Annotated in this window: 14 protein-coding genes, 1 tRNA gene and 1 other RNA gene; 6 read left to right on the top strand and 10 right to left on the bottom strand. The window is 35.6% G+C overall.

What is annotated here, in order from left to right:
* Positions 1-36: 36 nt before the first annotated feature.
* From rnpB to ettA, 5 genes are all read right to left on the bottom strand, one after another.
* An RNA gene (rnpB, locus tag BN200_RS08565) (RNase P RNA component class A) lies at positions 37-427 on the bottom strand.
* A gap of 97 nt (positions 428-524) precedes the next feature.
* A complete protein-coding gene (locus BN200_RS05150; protein WP_019221472.1) occupies positions 525-1,034 on the bottom strand; it encodes a lytic transglycosylase domain-containing protein in 510 nt (169 codons plus the stop codon).
* A 929-nt stretch (positions 1,035-1,963) separates the two neighbouring features.
* Positions 1,964-2,338 carry a hypothetical protein gene (locus BN200_RS05145; protein WP_019221471.1) on the bottom strand — a complete coding sequence of 125 codons (375 nt, stop codon included), beginning with the start codon at positions 2,336-2,338 and terminating at the stop codon, positions 1,964-1,966.
* Between the two features lie 1,320 nt (positions 2,339-3,658).
* Positions 3,659-4,597, bottom strand: a complete 939-nt coding sequence (locus tag BN200_RS05140) for a methyltransferase domain-containing protein (protein WP_019221470.1) — start codon at positions 4,595-4,597, stop codon at positions 3,659-3,661.
* Positions 4,598-5,041: 444 nt separating this feature from the next.
* On the bottom strand, positions 5,042-6,691 hold the full coding sequence (ettA, locus tag BN200_RS05135; protein ID WP_034989159.1) for an energy-dependent translational throttle protein EttA: 1,650 nt from the start codon (positions 6,689-6,691) through the stop codon (positions 5,042-5,044).
* A gap of 160 nt (positions 6,692-6,851) precedes the next feature.
* On the opposite strand from ettA, the gene BN200_RS05130 reads away from it, so the two are divergent.
* Positions 6,852-7,382, top strand: coding sequence for a hypothetical protein (locus BN200_RS05130; RefSeq protein WP_019221468.1), 531 nt, complete (start codon positions 6,852-6,854; stop codon positions 7,380-7,382).
* A gap of 47 nt (positions 7,383-7,429) precedes the next feature.
* Positions 7,430-8,038 (top strand): bifunctional nicotinamidase/pyrazinamidase, encoded by a 609-nt coding sequence (gene pncA, locus BN200_RS05125; protein WP_019221467.1) that lies wholly within the window; start codon positions 7,430-7,432, stop codon positions 8,036-8,038.
* Between the two features lie 56 nt (positions 8,039-8,094).
* Here the strand turns inward: pncA and BN200_RS05120 are convergent, their stop codons facing one another.
* Complete coding sequence (locus BN200_RS05120) at positions 8,095-9,144, bottom strand: DUF475 domain-containing protein (protein ID WP_019221466.1); 1,050 nt, start codon at positions 9,142-9,144, stop codon at positions 8,095-8,097.
* 385 nt (positions 9,145-9,529) lie between these two features.
* Here BN200_RS05120 and BN200_RS05115 point away from each other — a divergent pair, with 385 nt between their 5' ends.
* Both BN200_RS05115 and BN200_RS05110 read left to right on the top strand, forming a co-directional pair.
* Entirely contained in the window at positions 9,530-10,069 is a 540-nt protein-coding gene (locus tag BN200_RS05115) for a helix-turn-helix domain-containing protein (RefSeq protein ID WP_019221464.1), read from the top strand.
* Positions 10,070-10,482: 413 nt separating this feature from the next.
* Positions 10,483-10,662, top strand: coding sequence for a YegP family protein (locus BN200_RS05110; RefSeq protein WP_034989156.1), 180 nt, complete (start codon positions 10,483-10,485; stop codon positions 10,660-10,662).
* A 2,769-nt stretch (positions 10,663-13,431) separates the two neighbouring features.
* Here the strand turns inward: BN200_RS05110 and BN200_RS05105 are convergent.
* Positions 13,432-13,746 (bottom strand): hypothetical protein, encoded by a 315-nt coding sequence (locus BN200_RS05105; protein ID WP_019221461.1) that lies wholly within the window; start codon positions 13,744-13,746, stop codon positions 13,432-13,434.
* Between the two features lie 226 nt (positions 13,747-13,972).
* Positions 13,973-14,572, bottom strand: coding sequence for a hypothetical protein (locus BN200_RS08560; RefSeq protein WP_051007741.1), 600 nt, complete (start codon positions 14,570-14,572; stop codon positions 13,973-13,975).
* Positions 14,573-15,031: 459 nt separating this feature from the next.
* On the opposite strand from BN200_RS08560, the gene BN200_RS05095 reads away from it, so the two are divergent.
* Positions 15,032-15,346, top strand: coding sequence for a helix-turn-helix domain-containing protein (locus tag BN200_RS05095; RefSeq protein ID WP_034989154.1), 315 nt, complete (start codon positions 15,032-15,034; stop codon positions 15,344-15,346).
* A gap of 2,952 nt (positions 15,347-18,298) precedes the next feature.
* Here the strand turns inward: BN200_RS05095 and BN200_RS05085 are convergent.
* Positions 18,299-18,375 (bottom strand) — tRNA-Ile (locus BN200_RS05085).
* Between the two features lie 167 nt (positions 18,376-18,542).
* Between BN200_RS05085 and BN200_RS05080 the strand changes: the two genes are divergently transcribed.
* Positions 18,543-19,289: an SIMPL domain-containing protein gene (locus BN200_RS05080; protein ID WP_019221456.1), complete on the top strand. Its 747-nt coding sequence runs from the start codon at positions 18,543-18,545 to the stop codon at positions 19,287-19,289.
* 35 nt (positions 19,290-19,324) lie between these two features.
* Here the strand turns inward: BN200_RS05080 and BN200_RS05075 are convergent, their stop codons facing one another.
* Positions 19,325-19,786 carry a YcgN family cysteine cluster protein gene (locus BN200_RS05075; protein WP_034989151.1) on the bottom strand — a complete coding sequence of 154 codons (462 nt, stop codon included), beginning with the start codon at positions 19,784-19,786 and terminating at the stop codon, positions 19,325-19,327.
* Positions 19,787-19,805: the final 19 nt, after the last annotated feature.

Genomic DNA, 19,805 nt, shown 5'->3' with positions numbered 1-19,805 from the left:
ATAAAATGTTGTATTAATCGATAAACGTTGTAAACTATAATCAGTCGGCCTATAAGCCGGGTTCTGTATGGTAAAGTGTACACTTTACATGGCAACCATTCATCTGGGACGGATGTTACCATCCGCCTCGTGCAACCTACCCGAATGACTCGCCCGGAAACCGGCTGCAAGTTAAGTCTTGCGCGTCATTTCTATTTGGTCTTGCTCCCGGTGGGGTTTACCTTGCCACACTCATTACTGAATGCGCGGTGGGCTCTTACTCCACCCTTTCACCCTTACCTATAAAAATAGGCGGTTTGCTTTCTGTGGCACTTTCCCTAGGGTCGCCCCCGCCGGGTGTTACCCGGCACCGTTTTTCCGTGGAGCCCGGACTTTCCTCACTCGCCGCCTTTAGGCATTGGACAAGCGCGGCTGCCCAGCCGACTGACGCCTTACTTATAAAACATTTTTCTTCAAGTGAAAAGAGTCCTGCAAAATATTTTACAAACCTAACCGAGAAAATCCATTGCCTTCAAAGCGCACCTTCATTTTAAAGAAGCCAGATAAGTTTTCACTTTTGAGCAATATTTTTCCGAAATGGAATTCATTTTTTTTGCCCCGTGACCTGCATTATATTTAAGGATTGTGCCACACGTATCGCCAGCACTTAGTTTATAGGCCCGCGCTAAATAACGCATACCATATTCAAGATTGGTTGCAGGATCATAAAGATCTTGCGCCGATCCCTTAAACCCCAATCCTCGTGCAGTAGAAGGTTTAATTTGCATCAAACCTATTTCGCCAGCAGCTCCCTTTGTACATGCCTTATAATCACTTTCAACCCTTACAACTGCATGTGCCAAATTAACAGGAACCTTGTACTTATTCGCAAATTTCTCAATAAGAGTCTCATAAGGACGAACAGGAATCTTAGAAGCAATAGTCTCTGAGCCCTCATTTGTTCCTGCAACATTGAACATGGTATGAGCCAGACTTATATCAAACACAAAAAATACAGCAAATGCTGCACTTAAAAGGATTTTTAAAAATTGCATTTTCTTTCTCTTCATTAAGACATTCTTAAGTCCTAGCCGCAACGGCTTGGCGAGGGCGCATTGTACATAGAAAAAAAACCAAAGAGTGGCTTGAAAATGAAAATATTAAGATAATTTCAAGATAAATTTTAGTATTGGAAGAAAATCACTCAATACAAAAATTATATATTTCTGTATTTTATAGAATATCAAAACATAAACAAACTATAAAAAAATCTTTAACGTTCTCAAAAAATAGTACACTCCATTATTTGTCGAGATAGCTACCAAAAACCCAACTTTGTGCAAATAAAAACAGTATTAAAATACCTCTGCTATTTTTCACATACAATTATTAAGCGCTCATTGAGATCAATCCCATAATCACAAAAAAACCATAAACTGGAAGGATTTGCAAGCAATACCCTTACATACCTCAGAATACCTAATTGGAATAAAAATCGCTATAAATTATGGCCTATAGTTGATAAACAATGACTGTAAAAATTCTCTGCCAAATAAATCATCCAGAAAAAACAACCATTATAGAGAGGGATCTCATAAACAGGTACAAACACACTTCTCTTTGGCCTATAGCAAAGTTGAACGATTATTTCCATCTGTTTTTTGAACAAATCTATAAAAAGGCGTACAAATAATCCCAAAACCACATCAATAGAAATTTATAGTATTTATCTCCATTAAAACATTTTGTCCGCTAACCATGATTTTATCAAACTCTCTCACCTCCACACCAAATTGTGAGGAATCATAAAAGAAATAAGCATCCTAAAACCCACAAAAAAACTTCAAGACTTTACCATTCTCTATCTAATGATGAAATAAATTTGGACATTACTTCCCCCTCTATAGGTTTTGCAAAACTCTACGAAAAACGCTAAAAAACCTTATAAGATCAACTACAAATGCACAATTTCTTAAAGAAATGACTAAAAATAAGCATCAGCAACAGCAGCACGAGAAGCAGCTTTTGATAAAACCATAGCAGCAGTATCACCAAGCTTGCGAGCCTGTTCATTGCTCTGACCGCTTGCTGCTGCAGCAGCAACTATATCGCGACGCACTTGCTCAATCAATTGCTTTTGTTGCTGAGGTTTCAATTTAGAGAGTTTCGTTATAATACCGGGAAAAGAAATTTCTAGCCTTTCTAGAAGAACCTTTTCTGTAACGCTGTCCTGATGAGAAGAAAGAGACCGATTAAAGAGAACGTGAGAAACAGAAGGTTTCCAATAAACAAAAAGAACTGCGACAAAAATCAAAAAGGAAATTACAACGATAACGACTCTGTGCCGAGAAGACTCCATTCCCTGTACCTAAAAAAAGACTCACAAAGCATATTTTTACAATGCATTATTCATCAAAACTTAACACTAAATCCCAAAAAGCCTGGCTGAGGAAAACCTCAACCAGGCCAGACAATCTAAGGGATCCACGCGGGGGGGGGGAGGAGGTTCCCTGATCGTCCTCTCGCATCAACCATTAACACAGGCGATGCAATATCTCTGCTATGGAATAAAATGCTCTAAACAACAAGAAATTCTTATCATCTTTCACACAAAAAACTACAAAAAAATTATAAACCGTCTAAAAATGGAAAAATTTAGGCAAAAAATATTCAAAATGATCCAATTTGGGGCAACTTTATTTCAAAGGTTATGAATAGAATCCAAGAGCTTCATCATTTTCAGAATAATTTTTCCTCAAAGCCCCGTGTCTGTAAAAAATCTCAGCTGTAGAAGTGTCCCTCTATGAAAGACAAAACATAAAAACCAAGGATCATTTATTCAAAAACTATCATCACAAAAATCAAAGTTTAGATCTTTTAACCCTTTGAAATTGTAAAAAACTATATGATGGGGAGATAAATTGGCATACTCAAAATGATGAATCTACCTTAGTCTAAATAAGATAATAAAGGAAAAAGAGACATTCTTTTCTGTTTTCATGATATTTTTTAAGAATCATCATAAAAAATCTTGTAAAATTGCCTCTACTGAAACAAGAACGATTGTGAATTTGAATCAATAAATTATTATGAAAGTTCAGAGTTTAGCATCTATTTCAAATCACTCATGATCATCATTCAAGTTGATGAAAAACTCTCTTTATTACTAATCAAAAATTGCAACATCTTATCCATAACAGACAATAACCAATGCAGCCATTTCCACCCCCTCTCTCTTACTAAAGAGTGTGCTGCAAAATGAGAAAAGTGCAAATTTTCATATCCCCAATTGCTTTACCATGTTATCTTTAGGGAGATTACGTAATACCGATCTTTTATTTTTCAGATTCTTAACAGAATCACTCATGCACACAGAACAACATACTCTTCACTGCCCACTCATACACTTGCTTTAAAGATAAAAAAACAATGCACGACCCTTATAAATCAATATCTCGATCAATTTAACGCATGCAGTTTCAACAGGCATTCAATAGTAATCCTATAACCGACTTTGCTTCTATAAAAATACTTTGTTACATAAAAAATATCGAAACATCAGCGTTCTCGTACACATAGATACTGCGCAATGCAACGAACAACAATACTGCAACGATTTATTAAAATTCTCTCTTTGCACTTTAAAAAATCAAAAAACAAAGCACATTAACCAACATGTTTATGCAAACTCTACTGTTTTGTCTTTTATATCATCAACCAGTAAACGTGGATCACGAGCAAGCCAAAGCTTAACCACGAAACTCTTATTGTTTTCACTGTGCGAAGGAGGAAAGCACATCATTTGCTCTAGAAGAAGCCCCGCATCTTTAAGCCATTGTTCTATTTGTAAATCGGAAAATCCAAAAGGCGTAGGAGAGTGGTAAGAATGAGAAGATTGAGCTTCATAGTGAACAAAATCCACAATCAGCAAACGCCCATGAGGACGCAAAACACCTGCAATCTCATGAAAAGCCATTTCGGGGTTTTCAAAAAAATGTAAAACGCAACGAAGAATGACCAAATCAAAAGTTGCATTCCCAACCGATAAATGCAAAACCTCGCTATCGAGGGCAACTTCAACTGCGTGCGTATAAAGACCTGAAAACAATTTCAAGACAGAGCCCTCTCTACCAATATCAAGCATTGTCTCAAATGGTTTATCGCCAATAATTTCACGTAAGGCGCTTTCTAAACCGTGCTCTGCAATAGAAGAAAAGCTTAATACATCCCACTGCACCGCATTTTGTAAAAAAGACGTCTTGCTGCTTTTTGGGTGCTGTTCTTTTCTATCATTCTTCAAACGAGTCCAATCGCGCGCGACCATCACATCATGCTCTAACAAAGTTGAAATAACAACCAGCACAATATTTTTACTCAAACACGCATGACAAAGCTTAAAATAAATCGATCCACCTTTCTGATAAGGCTCAATCAATTGTGCTTCATACAACAAACGTAAATGCTGTAATACATGTGATTGCGGCTGTCCAAGAACAAATGTAAGGTCTGATACCGTTAAATCTCTATGGTACAAAAGTGCAAGAAGACGCAAACGACTTGATTCTGCCATCACTTTTAGCAGCATAATCATTTCATCTAAATTTATTATTTTTTTCATCAAAATCCCTTACTGCTCAGATAAGTATTTACTCCTATTCATAGAAAATCAAGCAAAAGGCATAGAGTTGCATCACTCATACTCATAGTGTTTTTTGACACTACGAAAAACAAACCATTGCCAAAAAAATAGTACCCTCCCTCTTTCTGCCGATCAGAGCGAATATACTGGTACTGTAATCGCAAAACTATATATGAAAACTTACAAGTCTCCATTCTAACCTGATGAGGAATAATTATACCTCTAAGTTATCAGCATATCGAACATGATAACATATTCCGTAAGGAGATAATCAGAATTCTAGACTCTCTTTCTCTTTTAGGTGCGATCAATAAGACCGCACACTATAACAATAACAAAATGTCTGCACTGTCTTTCGAAAAACAAGGACAATACCAGTCACCTCACCATTTTTTCACTCAAAATCCAACAAAACAAGCAATACTAGCGTGTCAGCGGCTTATAATTGACACGCTTAGAATTGAGAGAATCTGCACCGAAACGACGAACTTTATCAGCTTCATATTCAGCAAAATTACCTTCAAACCACTCCACATGACCATCACCCTCAAACGCCAAAATATGGGTTGCCAACCGATCAAGAAACATACGATCATGCGATATGACCACCGCGCAACCAGCAAAATTCTCCAGTGCATCCTCTAAGGCACCCAACGTTTCAGTATCCAGATCATTTGTCGGTTCATCAAGAAGCAGAACATTCCCTCCCTCTTTTAAAAGCTTAGCCAAATGCACACGATTGCGCTGACCTCCTGATAAATTCGCGACCTTCTGCTGCTGATCTGTACCCTTAAAATTAAACGCACCGCAGTAAGCGCGGCTGTTCATTTCATGTTTACCTAATTTAATGACATCATTACCGCCAGAAATTTCCTCCCAAACGGTTTTATCACCAGCCAATGAATCGCGACTTTGATCAACATAACTCATGTGAACTGTTTCCCCGATACGGATTCGACCGGAATCTGGTTGTTCCTGCCCCGTCAACATTTTAAACAAGGTGGATTTTCCCATACCATTGGCACCAATGACTCCCACAATGCCCCCAGCAGGAAGCTTGAAAGAGAGATCATCAATCAAGACACGCTCTCCATACGCTTTAGAGAGATTATCAACTTCAATGACAACCTGCCCCAATCTTTCACCAATAGGAATAATAATCTGCGCCTCTCCAGGACAGCGTTCACGTGCAGCCTGAACCAACTCATCATAGGCTTTAATCCGTGCTTTGGACTTTGCTTGCCGTCCCTTTGGGCTAGAAGCAATCCATTCCTGTTCGCGTGACAACGCACGCTGACGCGCAGCCTCCTCACGCCCTTCCTGTGCTAAACGTTTGGCTTTAGCTGCCAAATAAGCAGAATAATTCCCCTCGTAAGGGATACCTTTACCGCGGTCTAACTCTAAAATCCAACCCGTTACATTGTCGAGAAAATAACGGTCATGCGTCACCAAAAGCACCGCACCGGAGTATTCACGCAGATGCCTTTCAAGCCAAGCTGTAGTTTCAGCATCCAAATGGTTTGTTGGTTCATCCAAAAGCAATAAATCCGGTTTAGACAAAAGTAACTTGCAAAGCGCAACACGCCGCCTCTCACCTCCTGAAAGTTTTGTTACATCCTCATCTGCTGGTGGACAACCAAGGGCTGCCATAGCCATTTCTACTTGACTTTCTAAATCCCAAAGATTCTGACTGTCGATGATATCCTGTAGCCTAGCACCTTCATCAGCCGTTTCCTCACTATAATTCATCATCAATTCATTATAACGCTCGACAATTGCCTGCTTATCGGCCACACCTTCCATCACATTACCACGCACATCTTTACTAGCATCAAGAAGCGGCTCTTGTGGAAGATAACCACAACGCGCCCCTTCAGAAAGCCATGCTTCTCCGGTATACTCCTTATCTATTCCAGCCATAATACGTAAAATGGTTGATTTACCTGCACCATTCGGTCCCAAAATACCAATTTTTGCATCTGGATAAAAAGACAGATGGATATTTTCCAAAATTTTCTTATTGCCGTAAGTCTTGTTAAGCCCAGCCATATGATAGATAAATTGACGTGCCATAAATTTCTCTTTAATATCGCGCATTGAGAGGTTAGGATTTTGAAAAATTGCTTTTGCTTTTCTTAAACTCTGCAAAAGACAAAGCTTGCGTTGCATCAAAAGCTTTCCACTTTATATTGGTATATTTTTTCTAATCTCACAAGCCCTCCTAAGGTTTTAAATGCAAAAAAACGGCCCTTATCAAAGCAAAAAACAGCTCTTTTTAGCTGTACCCCAAACCTGTTATCAAACCTCACCTCTCTTTTCCCTAGCAAATATAACAGTGTGTTTTTATCGTATTCAGCCAACTTATCAATGCGATAGGATACTCCAGAGAAAACCTATTCTCTATGCCCCCTCTTTTTTTGCTTTATGGGCTTTATATTTTGCCGGACAAAATCCTACTCTTTTTTCATCAATTTTATGTCACGGAAGGCAATGGACTTCACCCTTTGCTTTGCTATGGCTCAGATTATGTTTGCAAAATGAGCGCCTTCTTCTAGGATCTGACGTTCCAAGCCCGATGATCATGAAAGCTCTCCACCATCATGTAGCAATGAGTAACTATAGTGCACTCCCCATTGGTACATGGTTGCAATTGGTGAAAAACTATAAAAAGAACTGTAAAAACTTATCCACTCCCTTTTTTTGGTTTGATCATGATAATATCAATCTCCACCAAATTATTCCAAAACTTCAAGACGAGATATAGTCTTTCAAAGGGTATCACAAAAGTAAATCTCCTATAGGAATGTGTTGATGAAAAAAAAAGTCTTAATTGTTATTGATGTTCAAAATGACTTTTTACCAGGTGGGGCATTGGCAGTACCACAAAGTGATATCATTTTACCGGCTGTCAATAATCTCATAGAGCATTTTGATCATGTTATTTTAACCCAAGACTGGCATCCTAAAAACCATTGCAGCTTCGCTTCTTCCTATTCTGATAAAAAGCCCTATGATACCGTTAATCTTGACTATGGTCCGCAAATACTGTGGCCGGATCATTGCGTACAAGGAACAAAAGGAGCAGACTTTCATGCCTCTCTTAAAGTTGATAAAGCACAACTGATCCTTCGAAAAGGCTATAATCAAAAAATTGATAGTTATTCCGCCTTTTTTGAAAATGATCAAAAAACACCAACAGGTTTACAAGTTTATTTGCAAGAACATGGTTTTACACAGCTTGCTATGTGCGGCTTAGCAACGGATTTTTGTGTTGGTTTCTCTGCGCTTCATGCCATGCAATGCGGTTTTAACGTAAGTGTTTCATTAAATGCTTGTGCTGGTATTGATGTAAACGGATCACTAAACACAATGCTAAAAACCATGAACGAATCCGGCATAGAACTCCTCATGGCATCCTAAAGTCACTTGTTTTGTCCTGTCCTTGTAAAGCGTAAAAAATCTTCAATTTACTCAGATTAAGAGACACTATGTTTATTGAGATGATGGCGCTTCAAGCGAAGAGAGGAATAAAATGCCATGCCAATAATACAGACCCCCACAAGCCCTGTGAAAACTTCAGGAATCGATAGAAGAGTCTGTAGATACATAATCACTGCGAGAACTAAAATTGCATAAAAAGCCCCATGCTCCAAATAACGATAATGCAACAATATACGCGACTCAACTAACATAATTGTTATAGAACGAACGTAAAATGCGCCTATACTAAGACCAATTGCGATAATAAAAAGGTTATGCGAAAACGCAAAAGCACCAACAACACCATCAAAAGAAAAACTAGCATCTAAAATTTCCAGATAAAGAAATGCCCCTGCCCCCCCCTTGGCAACCGTAGCTAAAGTTGTTTTAGGAGCATCCAAGAGCGAACTAACCGTTTCAACAGCTATGAATGTCAAAAGTCCATACAAAGAAGCAAATAAAAAAACCATTTTATCTTCTGTTGCCACCTGCCCTGAAAAGAATAATATCAAAGCCAAAACAATGGCAATATCAATCCCGACAAGCGCACCAAACTTTTGAGCTGGTCTCTCTATAAAAGCAAGCCAATGCACTTCTTTTTCAGCATCAAAAAAATATTTCAACCCAACCATCATCAGGAAAGTGCCTCCGAAAGCTGCAATTGACACATGAACATCCGTTAAGACTGCAGCATATTGATGTGGTTGCCATATTGCTAATTTTACTGCGGCAATTGGATTAACACCAACAGCAACAGCAACCACCAACAACGGAAAAACAAGACGCATTCCAAACACTGCTATTAAAATTCCCCATACCAAGAAGCGACGGCGCCAAAGAGGATCCATTCTTTCAAGAACACGGGCATTAATAATAGAATTATCAAAAGATAAAGAAATTTCTAAAATGCCTAAAACACAGCAAATAAAAAAATATTTAAGAAAACCAATAACACTTTCCGTTTCAAACCAACCAATAGCCCCTCCCAAAAAGACGCCAATGGCCGTGAAAAAAAAAGGCCATCGCAAATAGCCTAACAGAACCATGATCTATTTCCTCAAAAATTTATTTCTTTAAATTCATCTGCTCGGCAAAGCGAAAGATTGCCTCTCTTAAAGATTGCCTCTCTTAATGTAAAAAGAGATAAAATCCCATGGGGTATTTATATGGAATTTTTCCCCAAAAAAACAAGAGAAAAAACAGTAAAAACATCTTTTATTTGCAATGAAGAAAAGCCTTAAATAATATATAATACAAAAAGTAAAAAATCCTTTGCTATGCACTATCAAAATAACTTTTTATGTATTAAAATTAAAAAATACAAAAAAATGAAAGCAATAAATATTGACATTACATCATGATATATTAATACATACTGTGCCTTTATTGGTTTAAAATGATACCATGATGATTTACTGAGGGAGATAATTCGTGGCACGTCCTGAAACTGAATCAAAAACTATATTTGGAAAACGTTTACGTTATGTTCGTCTTGCTTTAGGTGATCCATCACGCGAAGCATTGGCTAAAAGTTTTAGCATGACAAAAAACTCTATTGCTTTTTATGAACGCGGCGAGAGAGAACCCAATCTAAGTGTCTTACAAACATATCGCACATTGTACGGTGTCAATATTAATTGGCTCTTAACTGGACAAGGAAAAATGTTTGACAGTGAATATACTAAAGGTGACTTTGACTGGAACTATTTTATCAAAAAAATTGAGGGGCTTGAAGAAATCCTTTCCAATAGCGATCGTAGTAAAAAACCAAATCAAGAAAAAATCGAAAGCTCTTATGAGAAGTTGCAACACTATTTGTCAAGACAGGGTTCAGCTAACAGATACACCCCCAAAGCTGCAACCTCTCTGATTGATATGAAGGCAAAAATGGCTAACTCCTACGCCCTTAGCTTATTCATTGATTTACTTATTCGTAGCGTATCGCAAAAAGAAGTTATCGCTAATCAATAAACGTCCATACTAAAAGAGACGACGAAAAAAAATAAAAATTTATCAGCATAGGAGAAAGTAAGAATAGTTTTTTCTATGGTGATGAGTTTTGGTGTATCCTATAATTTTTTTTCGTAAAAAAATTGAATAGTCTTAAATAGAATAAGTGAATTAGAATTTTTTACTAATAAAAGGAAAAATAAATATTCATCAAATTAAAATAAATTTTTTTTAGTATAAATTACTTATTTTTGCCTTATTGACAATAAATATTTTCTTGTTACAAAATAAATTTCTCATAGAAATTATTTGTTTGAGAAAAAATTAAGGAAAATATATTGACTCCTTACTGGAGAGACATACTTTAATTCTCATAGTCAAAGGAGTTGAATATTTATCCTGCAAATTATCGACTATTTTATGAGGTAGGAAGCATGTATTTTGAGGTGTTTCAAGGGGTCCACAAACAATGGTACTGGCGTCTAATCTCAAGCGATGAACAAAAAATTGCTTTTTCGAGTAAAGGTTACCCAACAAAGAAAGATATTCTTATAAATATTGAGCAAATAAAAGAAATTACACATAAAGCCCTTATTAGAGAGCTTCAATCTTAACGTTCCTTACCATTAAAATAAAATTTTACTCTGTATATTTCGCACTTTGGTAACGAACAAAGAATATTTTTCCAATAATGGAAAAAAGGGGGGGATTATTATATTATTCCTCGTATACTCACAGATAACTCTCAGTGAAGCCTTGCACAGATTTTGTATCTGTTTTCCAAACTAACAATTCAACAACTTTTGAATTTATCAACCAGCAAGAAGCAATGCTTCTGCTCTTCTTGCAAATACAGTAACATTTCTTAAGAAATCAATTCTTAACAATATTCTAAAACAACCTGAACACTATAAATTGTCTATAAAATCACGAATATTATATACAAACCTATAAAAACTGATCTTATGTTAGATTTCGATAAAATATTTGTAAGCGCATCTATGGATTTAAGTTGTAAACGAAAGATTGCCAATACCCCTCAACAAAAATATATACATGCAAAACTAGTATAGACAGATAAACAATATCAGAAAAGATTTCTTACCAAACTTACAACACCGTTTATCCCATGCTCTAAAACAAGTTATCTTGAAATCTTTATAGAAAAAACATTGAAAAATCCCCATTAACCGTGAGCTTGTGAAAAGCGAAGTTATTTGAAACTTCAATAGTCATGAAAATATAACGCTATACTCTATAGTCGAAGATTTATTATGATCAATCATGAATATATCAAAAACAAAATCTTTCATCGATATGAACATAAAGATAAAATAGTGCACTTCATTTCCTTGGAATAACATGTGTCTTATAGTTCATATTAAGACGACAACAGAAATGCTTATTGTCATCCAAAAAATGAGCAGCACAGTGTGCTCTTTCAAGCTGAAGAGATAAAGAAGCTAACTAAGCTGTTATCAAATTTGAGGAAACAGATCTTAAAAAAGAAAGAGAAAAGAGAAAATTTACATAATTTTCGCGTAAAATCGTAAAACGGTAAACAAGCAAAATCAAGAAGTCACATTTCTACAAAAATCCTACTCGAAGCTTACTGAAATGACATACATGACCTTCTGTGCTCTTTCATTTATCGACATCGCCTTAAACAGCTGCTTGATTGCCATTCTGATCATTTTTTAAAATATATTGCCTTCCTCCTCTTTTCTTTTGACGCATTCTCCTGTCGCATTTTCTTAACCACCTTAACAAGATAAGGTATCTGATAATCTGCACACCATGCTGTTAAGAGAGTTCATAAACGCCATAAACATGAACAATATCTGATAAGAACGTGACACCCCCCTGCTGCAAAACAGATATTCAACCTCCTGATTATCGTATTCTGTAAGCCATTATAAAATGCACAATAACAAATCATACCTCCTTCACAGAAGCATATTTGAACATGGACCATTTTATTTATCAAACCATTCATAGTATAAATCGCCCAACGCACTTTCATAACTAGATCAAATAGAGAACCATATAAAACCATTGGCAACCCCATGAAAAATATTTTTATGTTCTACCATTTTTTACCAAAAGCAGGAGAAAGCGTGTGCAATATGCAAAAGCAACAGTTAGCATAAAAAAATGAACTTAAGTTATAATAATCATAAAGGAATTTTAGTAAGCGTAATTTCTGAATAAAAAAGATCCAAACAGAACTAAAAAAAATTCAATAAAAAGATATAAAAATTTATAAAAACAATGAAGCTATCTTAACAACCATAAGGAAACCTTAAACAGCAAGGAGAAGCAGAAAAATACATCTCTTTTAACAAAAAAAACAAAAGCTCGATTTTAAAAAATTGGAAATTATGTTTAAATAAAAATACAACCCTATTCAGTAATCAACCTAACTTTCCAACAATTGAGGTCTTATAATTGATGCAAAATATTCTAGCAATTCAAATATAGCACGGCACCATACTCGAAGAAAATCTATTTGAATTTTACCAAATAAACTATCTTAAGAAAAATGCAGACAAAGCCAATAATCACTCTTAACATTATGATGTTTTGACTTTTATTTTGCTCCTAAAAAGAGCATTCATTTGCTTTTAATGAAGTGTAAGTATTGCCTCTTTGCATTTAAGCCTTAAAGTTATGATATTTAGCACTTCATATCCTCTCATCCCAAACAACGTGCAAAATACTTCAAATAAACTCATGACAGGTGTATATTTACGCTCTTCTTCTTATCCCTGTTAAATTGCATTCAAGAAAAGCTCATCTTCCTCTTCTTTCAAAGCTTATCCTCTTCCTACCAACAAGTGCATCATAATTTTTTGAGACCAAATAGTATTTTCCTTTATCTCATCTCATCAATTTTGCGTCTTTTTATAAAAATAAAAAACGCGATAAAATACATACAGAAGACAAATTACGCATATGATGACTCTCCCAAAGAGCCAATGTTCTCTGCATTCATCTTATTCTCTCTACTTTTTCTATCAAATCATCATGACCAATTTATTTCTCTCATCTCATAAAACTTTCTTGTTTATATCATCACCATTGAGAGGCTTATTCTTTGAAAATATTTTATCGCCCAAAACCTTGTTCTTCCAATTAACGATCCCTGCAAAATTGTTTAAACAACATACGCATCAGCATAAAAATTAGCATTGTCCTCAATGATTATCTTTCCATAAACTTAAACTTTAGAAAAAACTATAGCCCCTTAGCAACAACTCAACACTCACCCTCATAAACAAGACTTATCCCTAACAAGGCTTATCTCTGATGATCAAACCTTATTATAAATCAGCTCATCTCAACATTTCCAAAGTCTTGCAGAATGCACAATATCGATATCATCACTCTTTCGCTTCATCCTCAGCGTTAATCTCTTCCTGATGTTGCTGCATAGCTTCTTCGTACTGTTTAACTTGTTGTTTTAGCTTTGCAATCGTCTGATCGCGTCTTTTAATCACCATATTTTGCTCTCTAATCGCCCTATCACGTTCTTCGTTTATCCTCATAGAATCCCTTAAGAACTCATGCTTTATCTTTCTTGCTTCTTCTTGAAAAGCTTGAGCCTGACCCCGATAATACAAAACAAACCGCAATATGACACCACCGAAAAGCAAAACAATAACCACTCCTATCCATAAAATTTCATTTATACTCACTTTGATCTCCTTTAAATTACAGTGAAAGATATATTTTGTTTCGCTCTCTCTCAAAAAAAAGAATGCAAAAAGCCATATGTGCCAAGTGCGATAATCACTCTCGACATCCTTATTGCCTCTATCAAAACACGCTAATAAATGACGTAAAGTAGCTCTCCTCCATCCTCTCACGCCTATTGGGTTTATTTACATCAGACGCAAGAACATAACGGATTTCAAACAAAGTTCATGGCGGAAGATACGCAACACACGCCCTACGCGCATTGTTGTTACTTGCCTCTTTTGCAGCATGGAAAATACAGCAATATATGTAAATCCCCTCATCATTGCGCAAATCTTCACACTCACAGGACTGAGGATTACATTCGACTTTTGCCTTTTCGCGAACCTTTACAGAACTCCCAACTAAAGCATTGCCATAAATCTGAGAATTTACGAAAAATTGAGCAGAATCATAAATCTCTGTACCACTATAGATATATGCAGTACCAATCCTTTTGGAAGAACGAATAATCTTTATTTTTTGGGAAAGATGCGAAATTCTGCAAATCTCTATAGATCCACATGCTTGTGCCTTATCTTCAACAACAGCAAAACTGGAAACGGAAAACATACAATGTACTTGCGCATTATCACAAACACAGACTCCATTGCGAACGTAAGAATCATTATTAAATATGGCATCCTTAAAAACACATTGATCTTCGATAAAAGATCTACTCCTTGTATCACGTTCTAAGCAATAATTACCTTGATCTTTAAAATCATAAACGTCACTTTTCTTGAAGTTTGCGAAATTTCTTAACACACGTATGCGATACACCATCGAACGATGACTCCATTTATCAAAACAAAAGGAAAACCAGCATTTTTTACCCATGAATTTATGTTTCTACAGCCATCATTCTTTTCCTTAAGGCTGCAAAGCTTAGCCGTGTTCGCACACCACCTTAACGCGCAAACTTCTTACAAATGTCAATGTTGGAGTATATCTTGATTTATAATGCCACTACGTATACTATCAGGATAGTACTTCATGAACGCACGAATGCATATTTCCATTTCTGGCCATACGTGTCCGACCTATAACAATCGTAGACTTAAACAACCATTCTTATTGCTTCAAATCCGAAAGTGTATGGGGGCATCTTGTTACTAAGTAAAAAAACTCTTTATCCTTCATAAGCGAAGAGCTCCGCATGGATATTTTCACGCTCCTTTATCATATATTCTAAATTTGCAACACGATAATAACGCTATAGCGTCAATGTGTAAAGGTCTAAAAATGACAAAGACTGAAAAAGATTGGTTCCAACGTTTAATTAAACTGATAGAAAGTGATGGACGAACGATGATTGAAATAAGCAAAGCAGCAGGCTGTGGACAAAACTACGTACAACAAATGATAAAAGGAGGAAAAAGACCCTCCGTAGATAAACTCATGGCTCTTCTTAATACACTCGGAAATGCCAGCGCCATATATGTAATCACAGGTTTTAACATCTCCGATGAAGATTTAAGACTCATAGCTCTGATTTCGTCTGGTGATAAAAAGAAGATTGAAGCTTTAAGTCTTCTGCTAACTGAGAAGAAGCAGTGAAATTTTCTACTCTTTCCAATATCTTCTGCTTTTGAGTTTTAGACAAAGCTTCCCATTTCACAATAATACGCGCTAAAACTTTCTCAAAGTTTTCTTCATTCTTCATATTTTTCTCCAATATTATCAAATCGAATAACGCCAAAGCGTTTATACACACTCCCATACCTGAGAAAAAACGAATTGCAATAGGCCGTATGGAATCAGTTGTGTAAACAAACTGGTTTTTATAAAATGCAGGTAGAATTTTATTAGTTATGTACCATGGTGAGACGAAAAACATCACACGGTCCAGACTTCTTTATAAAACAATTGATATCACCACTCTTATCAACAACGTTGATAATGCTGTTCAGATCTTGTGAGTCGAACCAATAATTAACCGATGTAAAAATATCTGTGAAGATTTTACTGAATCCTACGTGAGAGAATGAGAACAGACTTACTTTGAAGAAAGAATATATCACGATTCTATTCTACACAGCACTACTTATGTTTTCAAAACAACACCGCCAAGCAAAAAATAACGATGCGATAGAGATGAATTTTATGAACATCAATGCTCTCTACAACTCTGTGCACCTGTTTCTCAAAAGAACCTCTCCCTTCTACAAATGGTCTTAAAATACTAACAGAGACTTATTATAAAAAAATGATAATACTAAAAAAGATATAATGAAGCCAAGTGTTAATGATATCTGCAATATAAATTAAACAAAAAAGATCTTTTTTAAACAAATCAAATATTGTTTTTAAAAGTATAAAATGAAAAAGAAATCAATTTTAATTTCAAGAAAAATAATGAAAAAACTAACAGCTTTGCATAAACGATAAAGTATATAATAAAGATAAAGAACTTTGGTTAGCAGAACATTCAAAAAAAGGCACTTATTACTTTATCAAGATAAAATAAAAAAACCTATAAATCACCTTATCTATAAGAACTCAGACCACAAATGAAACAGAAAAGGCATTCTTCCAGCAAAAATCATCATAAAAAGCATCGACTTACTTTCTCAAGAAATAAAAAGATAAAACAACGCATTTAAAAGACATCATACTGGAAAAAAATGCGAATTTACCGACAAAATAATCAATATTTATGATCGTAATTTACATAGTATCTGTGCGCTGGAAACCTTCATAAAAATGAGAATGGTGTTTTAGGAAAACTAAAAATAACCAGAAAGGTGAACCTTTATCATGAAAAATGTTGTATTTTCGACAGCACAAAGATTTTAAATGATATGGACTATGCATAGCGCTTCTCAGCTTTAGAGTCATATAATTGGTTATAGAAATGATTAATGAGAATGTATGATTCTTTAGACAGTGAATTGATTCACAAAAAAATGAATATTTTGAAGAACATCCAGATTTACGACAACCTTACATCAACGAGAAAGAACAGATCACAAATAAAAGATATGAATCTACTGATAAGATTATACGGTTTGAAGAGATTGACTGCTAAAAATAATTATTTTCAATATATACATATTTGATCTCATGAATAAATAACCCAAAAAGAGTTGAGACGTACCTCACTATCTACACTGTGAATATAAAGTGACCACTCACTGCAGGTACTCTAACAGAAGTCCAAATAAAGTTATAAATTAAGAGAAATAAAAGCCATTGATCAATGACTTATCTCTCTTTAAAAAATTTCCAAAAGCAATTTCAGCAATCTATCCAGAAAAATTATTCAATGTGCAAAAAAATAAATATAACGAATCGTCACTCTCTTAAATTATAAATTTTCATCTCCCCCTCCTCATCTTGTTCCCCCCCACATGACCAAATTCTATGGCATATGCGCATTGCTTATAAACCATGGGCTAGAATTAGTAGAACCTATGAAATGCAAAAGTTTATTGACACCAACAACAATGCTTTTTGCCGAATCATAAGAGCTTATCTCCCCTGGAATCAAAAGACCTATTATAGGGTTTAATAAAATTGCTCTTTTAAGAGCATCAAGTGCTATCCTGTAAAGAAAATCAAATTCTGATGAAAATTTCCAATGCCATAGGAAAAATTTCTAAAGAGCCATAAAAAGCGCATGTTACAAGAAACGTTGAACAATAAAACCAATAATTGCCCAAAATTTTCTAAAAGCATTCTCATGGTATTCTTTGAAGATAAGCCAAATTCAGGGTAAGAAAATCTCTTCTCAAAAACAGGAATGAACTCCCATTTTGTAAGAAAAAAAGAGAAATATTACAAAAAGCAGCCCCTCTCGTAGAACTTACAAACTTATGTGAATTTATAGTCTTTGTTCTGCAAACTTACATCCTAGTAAAAGATGATCGTTCTGGCTGAAAAAACATCAGGAGAATATTATCCCTCTAAAAATAAAGGAAAGTAAATTCCAAATATATACCCCTCTATTTCATCCAAACCAACCGTCACTCTTAAAACTGATTCTCTTGGAAAGAGAGTCTGCATTTATGATAAAAGCAGCATACAGATTAAAAAAATCATTGCCATATATTGTCCCAATTCAGCTACAACGGACGCACAACTTCAAGCGCTTTTGGCAAAACTAAGAGATGCTGTTGCTTTATAAAAAAACACTGACTGCAAAAACTTTCTCTTCAGACAATAAAAATCTCTCCAATAATTCGAAAGGATAATCCTCGTAGTGAATGTAATCTGACAGCAGATTTCTAAAGAGGAAAGATGGAAAGAGAGCAGAAATATGTGATAACCTGTTATCTTTACAGAAATTTTATACCATCAAGCACAATCATTATCAAAAATGCGCTTTGTAGACGTACAACAAATAAAGTAGACTAAGAATAAAACTTTTTAGAAAAAAACAGAGAAGAATTCGAAAACTCTTTAAAAATAAAGTTAAAAATTTATACAGAGACCGTGTAGAATGTCACAACAAAACGAAAAACACAAAGTCCTTTACAACCAAAATAAACTCTTCACTTTATTGACTACTGGTGGGCCCGGAGGGACTCGAACCCCCAACCAAGCGGTTATGAGCCGCTGGCTCTAACCAATTGAGCTACAGGCCCCACAAGCAGCTTTTCTCTAAACTAAAATGCTCTATGACACAAGGGCTTGATTAAATTATAAGCCACCTTTTTCTCTTTTTTATCGGTTTTTTTTCTAATGCCCTAATTTCTTTACAAGAACTCAAGAAAATGAAAAGATAGTCAATCAACAAAGAAAAGGAAGAGAGATGAAAAAAGTAATTATTTCCAAAACGTTGAAGAGTTATCCGGTTAAAATGGCTATGCTAGCATTCACACTGTTAGCAGCTTTGCCTGTCACACACGCTGAAGAAAGCAAAATGAAAAACGCAACTATTACGGTTACTGCAACCGGTGAAAATCAAGCCACACCAGATATGGCAATTATCAATCTTGCTGTTGTTACACAAGACAAAACTGCTCAAAAGGCATTAGCAGACAACAATAAGTCTATGAATAATATTATAAACGCTTTTAAAAGCAATGGCATTCAAGAAAATGATCTGCAAACATCAGGCTTATCCATTTATCAATCTAATCCAGACAAACATCACGAAAAAAAGAACAATGGCAATGGAATTGTCTATCATGTTTCAAATTCTTTAACAGTACGCATTCGTGATCTTTCCAACGCTGGTAAAATATTTGATCAAGCAATGGCGCTCGGCATCAACTCCGTGCATGGTATTACCTTTACCAATGCCGATACAAAGCCATTCTATCAAGAAGCACGAAAAAAAGCCATTGCTGAAGCGATTGAAAAAGCAAAAACCATAGCAGAGGCAGCTAATTTAAAACTAGGAAAAATTATTAAAATCAATGAAAATGATGACAATTATTATGCAAAGCCACATCTCATGAGCAGGGCAGCAAATGCAAGCTACGCAGATACAACTTTTTCAAGTGGTGAACTGAATTACAGCGTAAGTGTCACCGTAGTATTTGCTATCAATTAAATCAATAGAATATATTGCTGGATAAAACAGTCTCGTCACTGACCTTCACAGAGAAGGCCGGTGATGTATTGAAGGTAATCTTCTTCACAAGACAATTCATCTTCGTAAATTTCTACCTGTCCACACGCAGAAAATTCTGTTTGATGGACTGTCTGATGACTTCCTGACACCAGTGGATGCCACCAGTAAAGATCCTTTCCCTCATAAATTAGTCGATAAGCACAGCTTTCTGGAAGCCAACAAGCTGTTTTAATCGTTTCAAGATTCAACGATATACAATCTGGAACAATTAATTTACGGTGAGCATAGTCTCGACACCGACAAGTTTCACCATCTAAAAGACGACACGCAACACTGGTGGCGTAAATATCACCAGTATCATCATCTTCCACTTTGTTTAGACAACACCGCCCACAGCCATCACAAAGACTTTCCCACTCAGAAAAGGAAATTTCTTCTAATTTTTTTACTTTCCAAAAAGGAGCTTTTTTACTCATAAAATCAACCACAATTTTT

The sequence above is a fragment of the Bartonella senegalensis OS02 genome (assembly GCF_000312545.1).
Lineage (GTDB): Bacteria > Pseudomonadota > Alphaproteobacteria > Rhizobiales > Rhizobiaceae > Bartonella > Bartonella senegalensis.
This window is presented reverse-complemented; position numbering and strand designations above follow the sequence as displayed.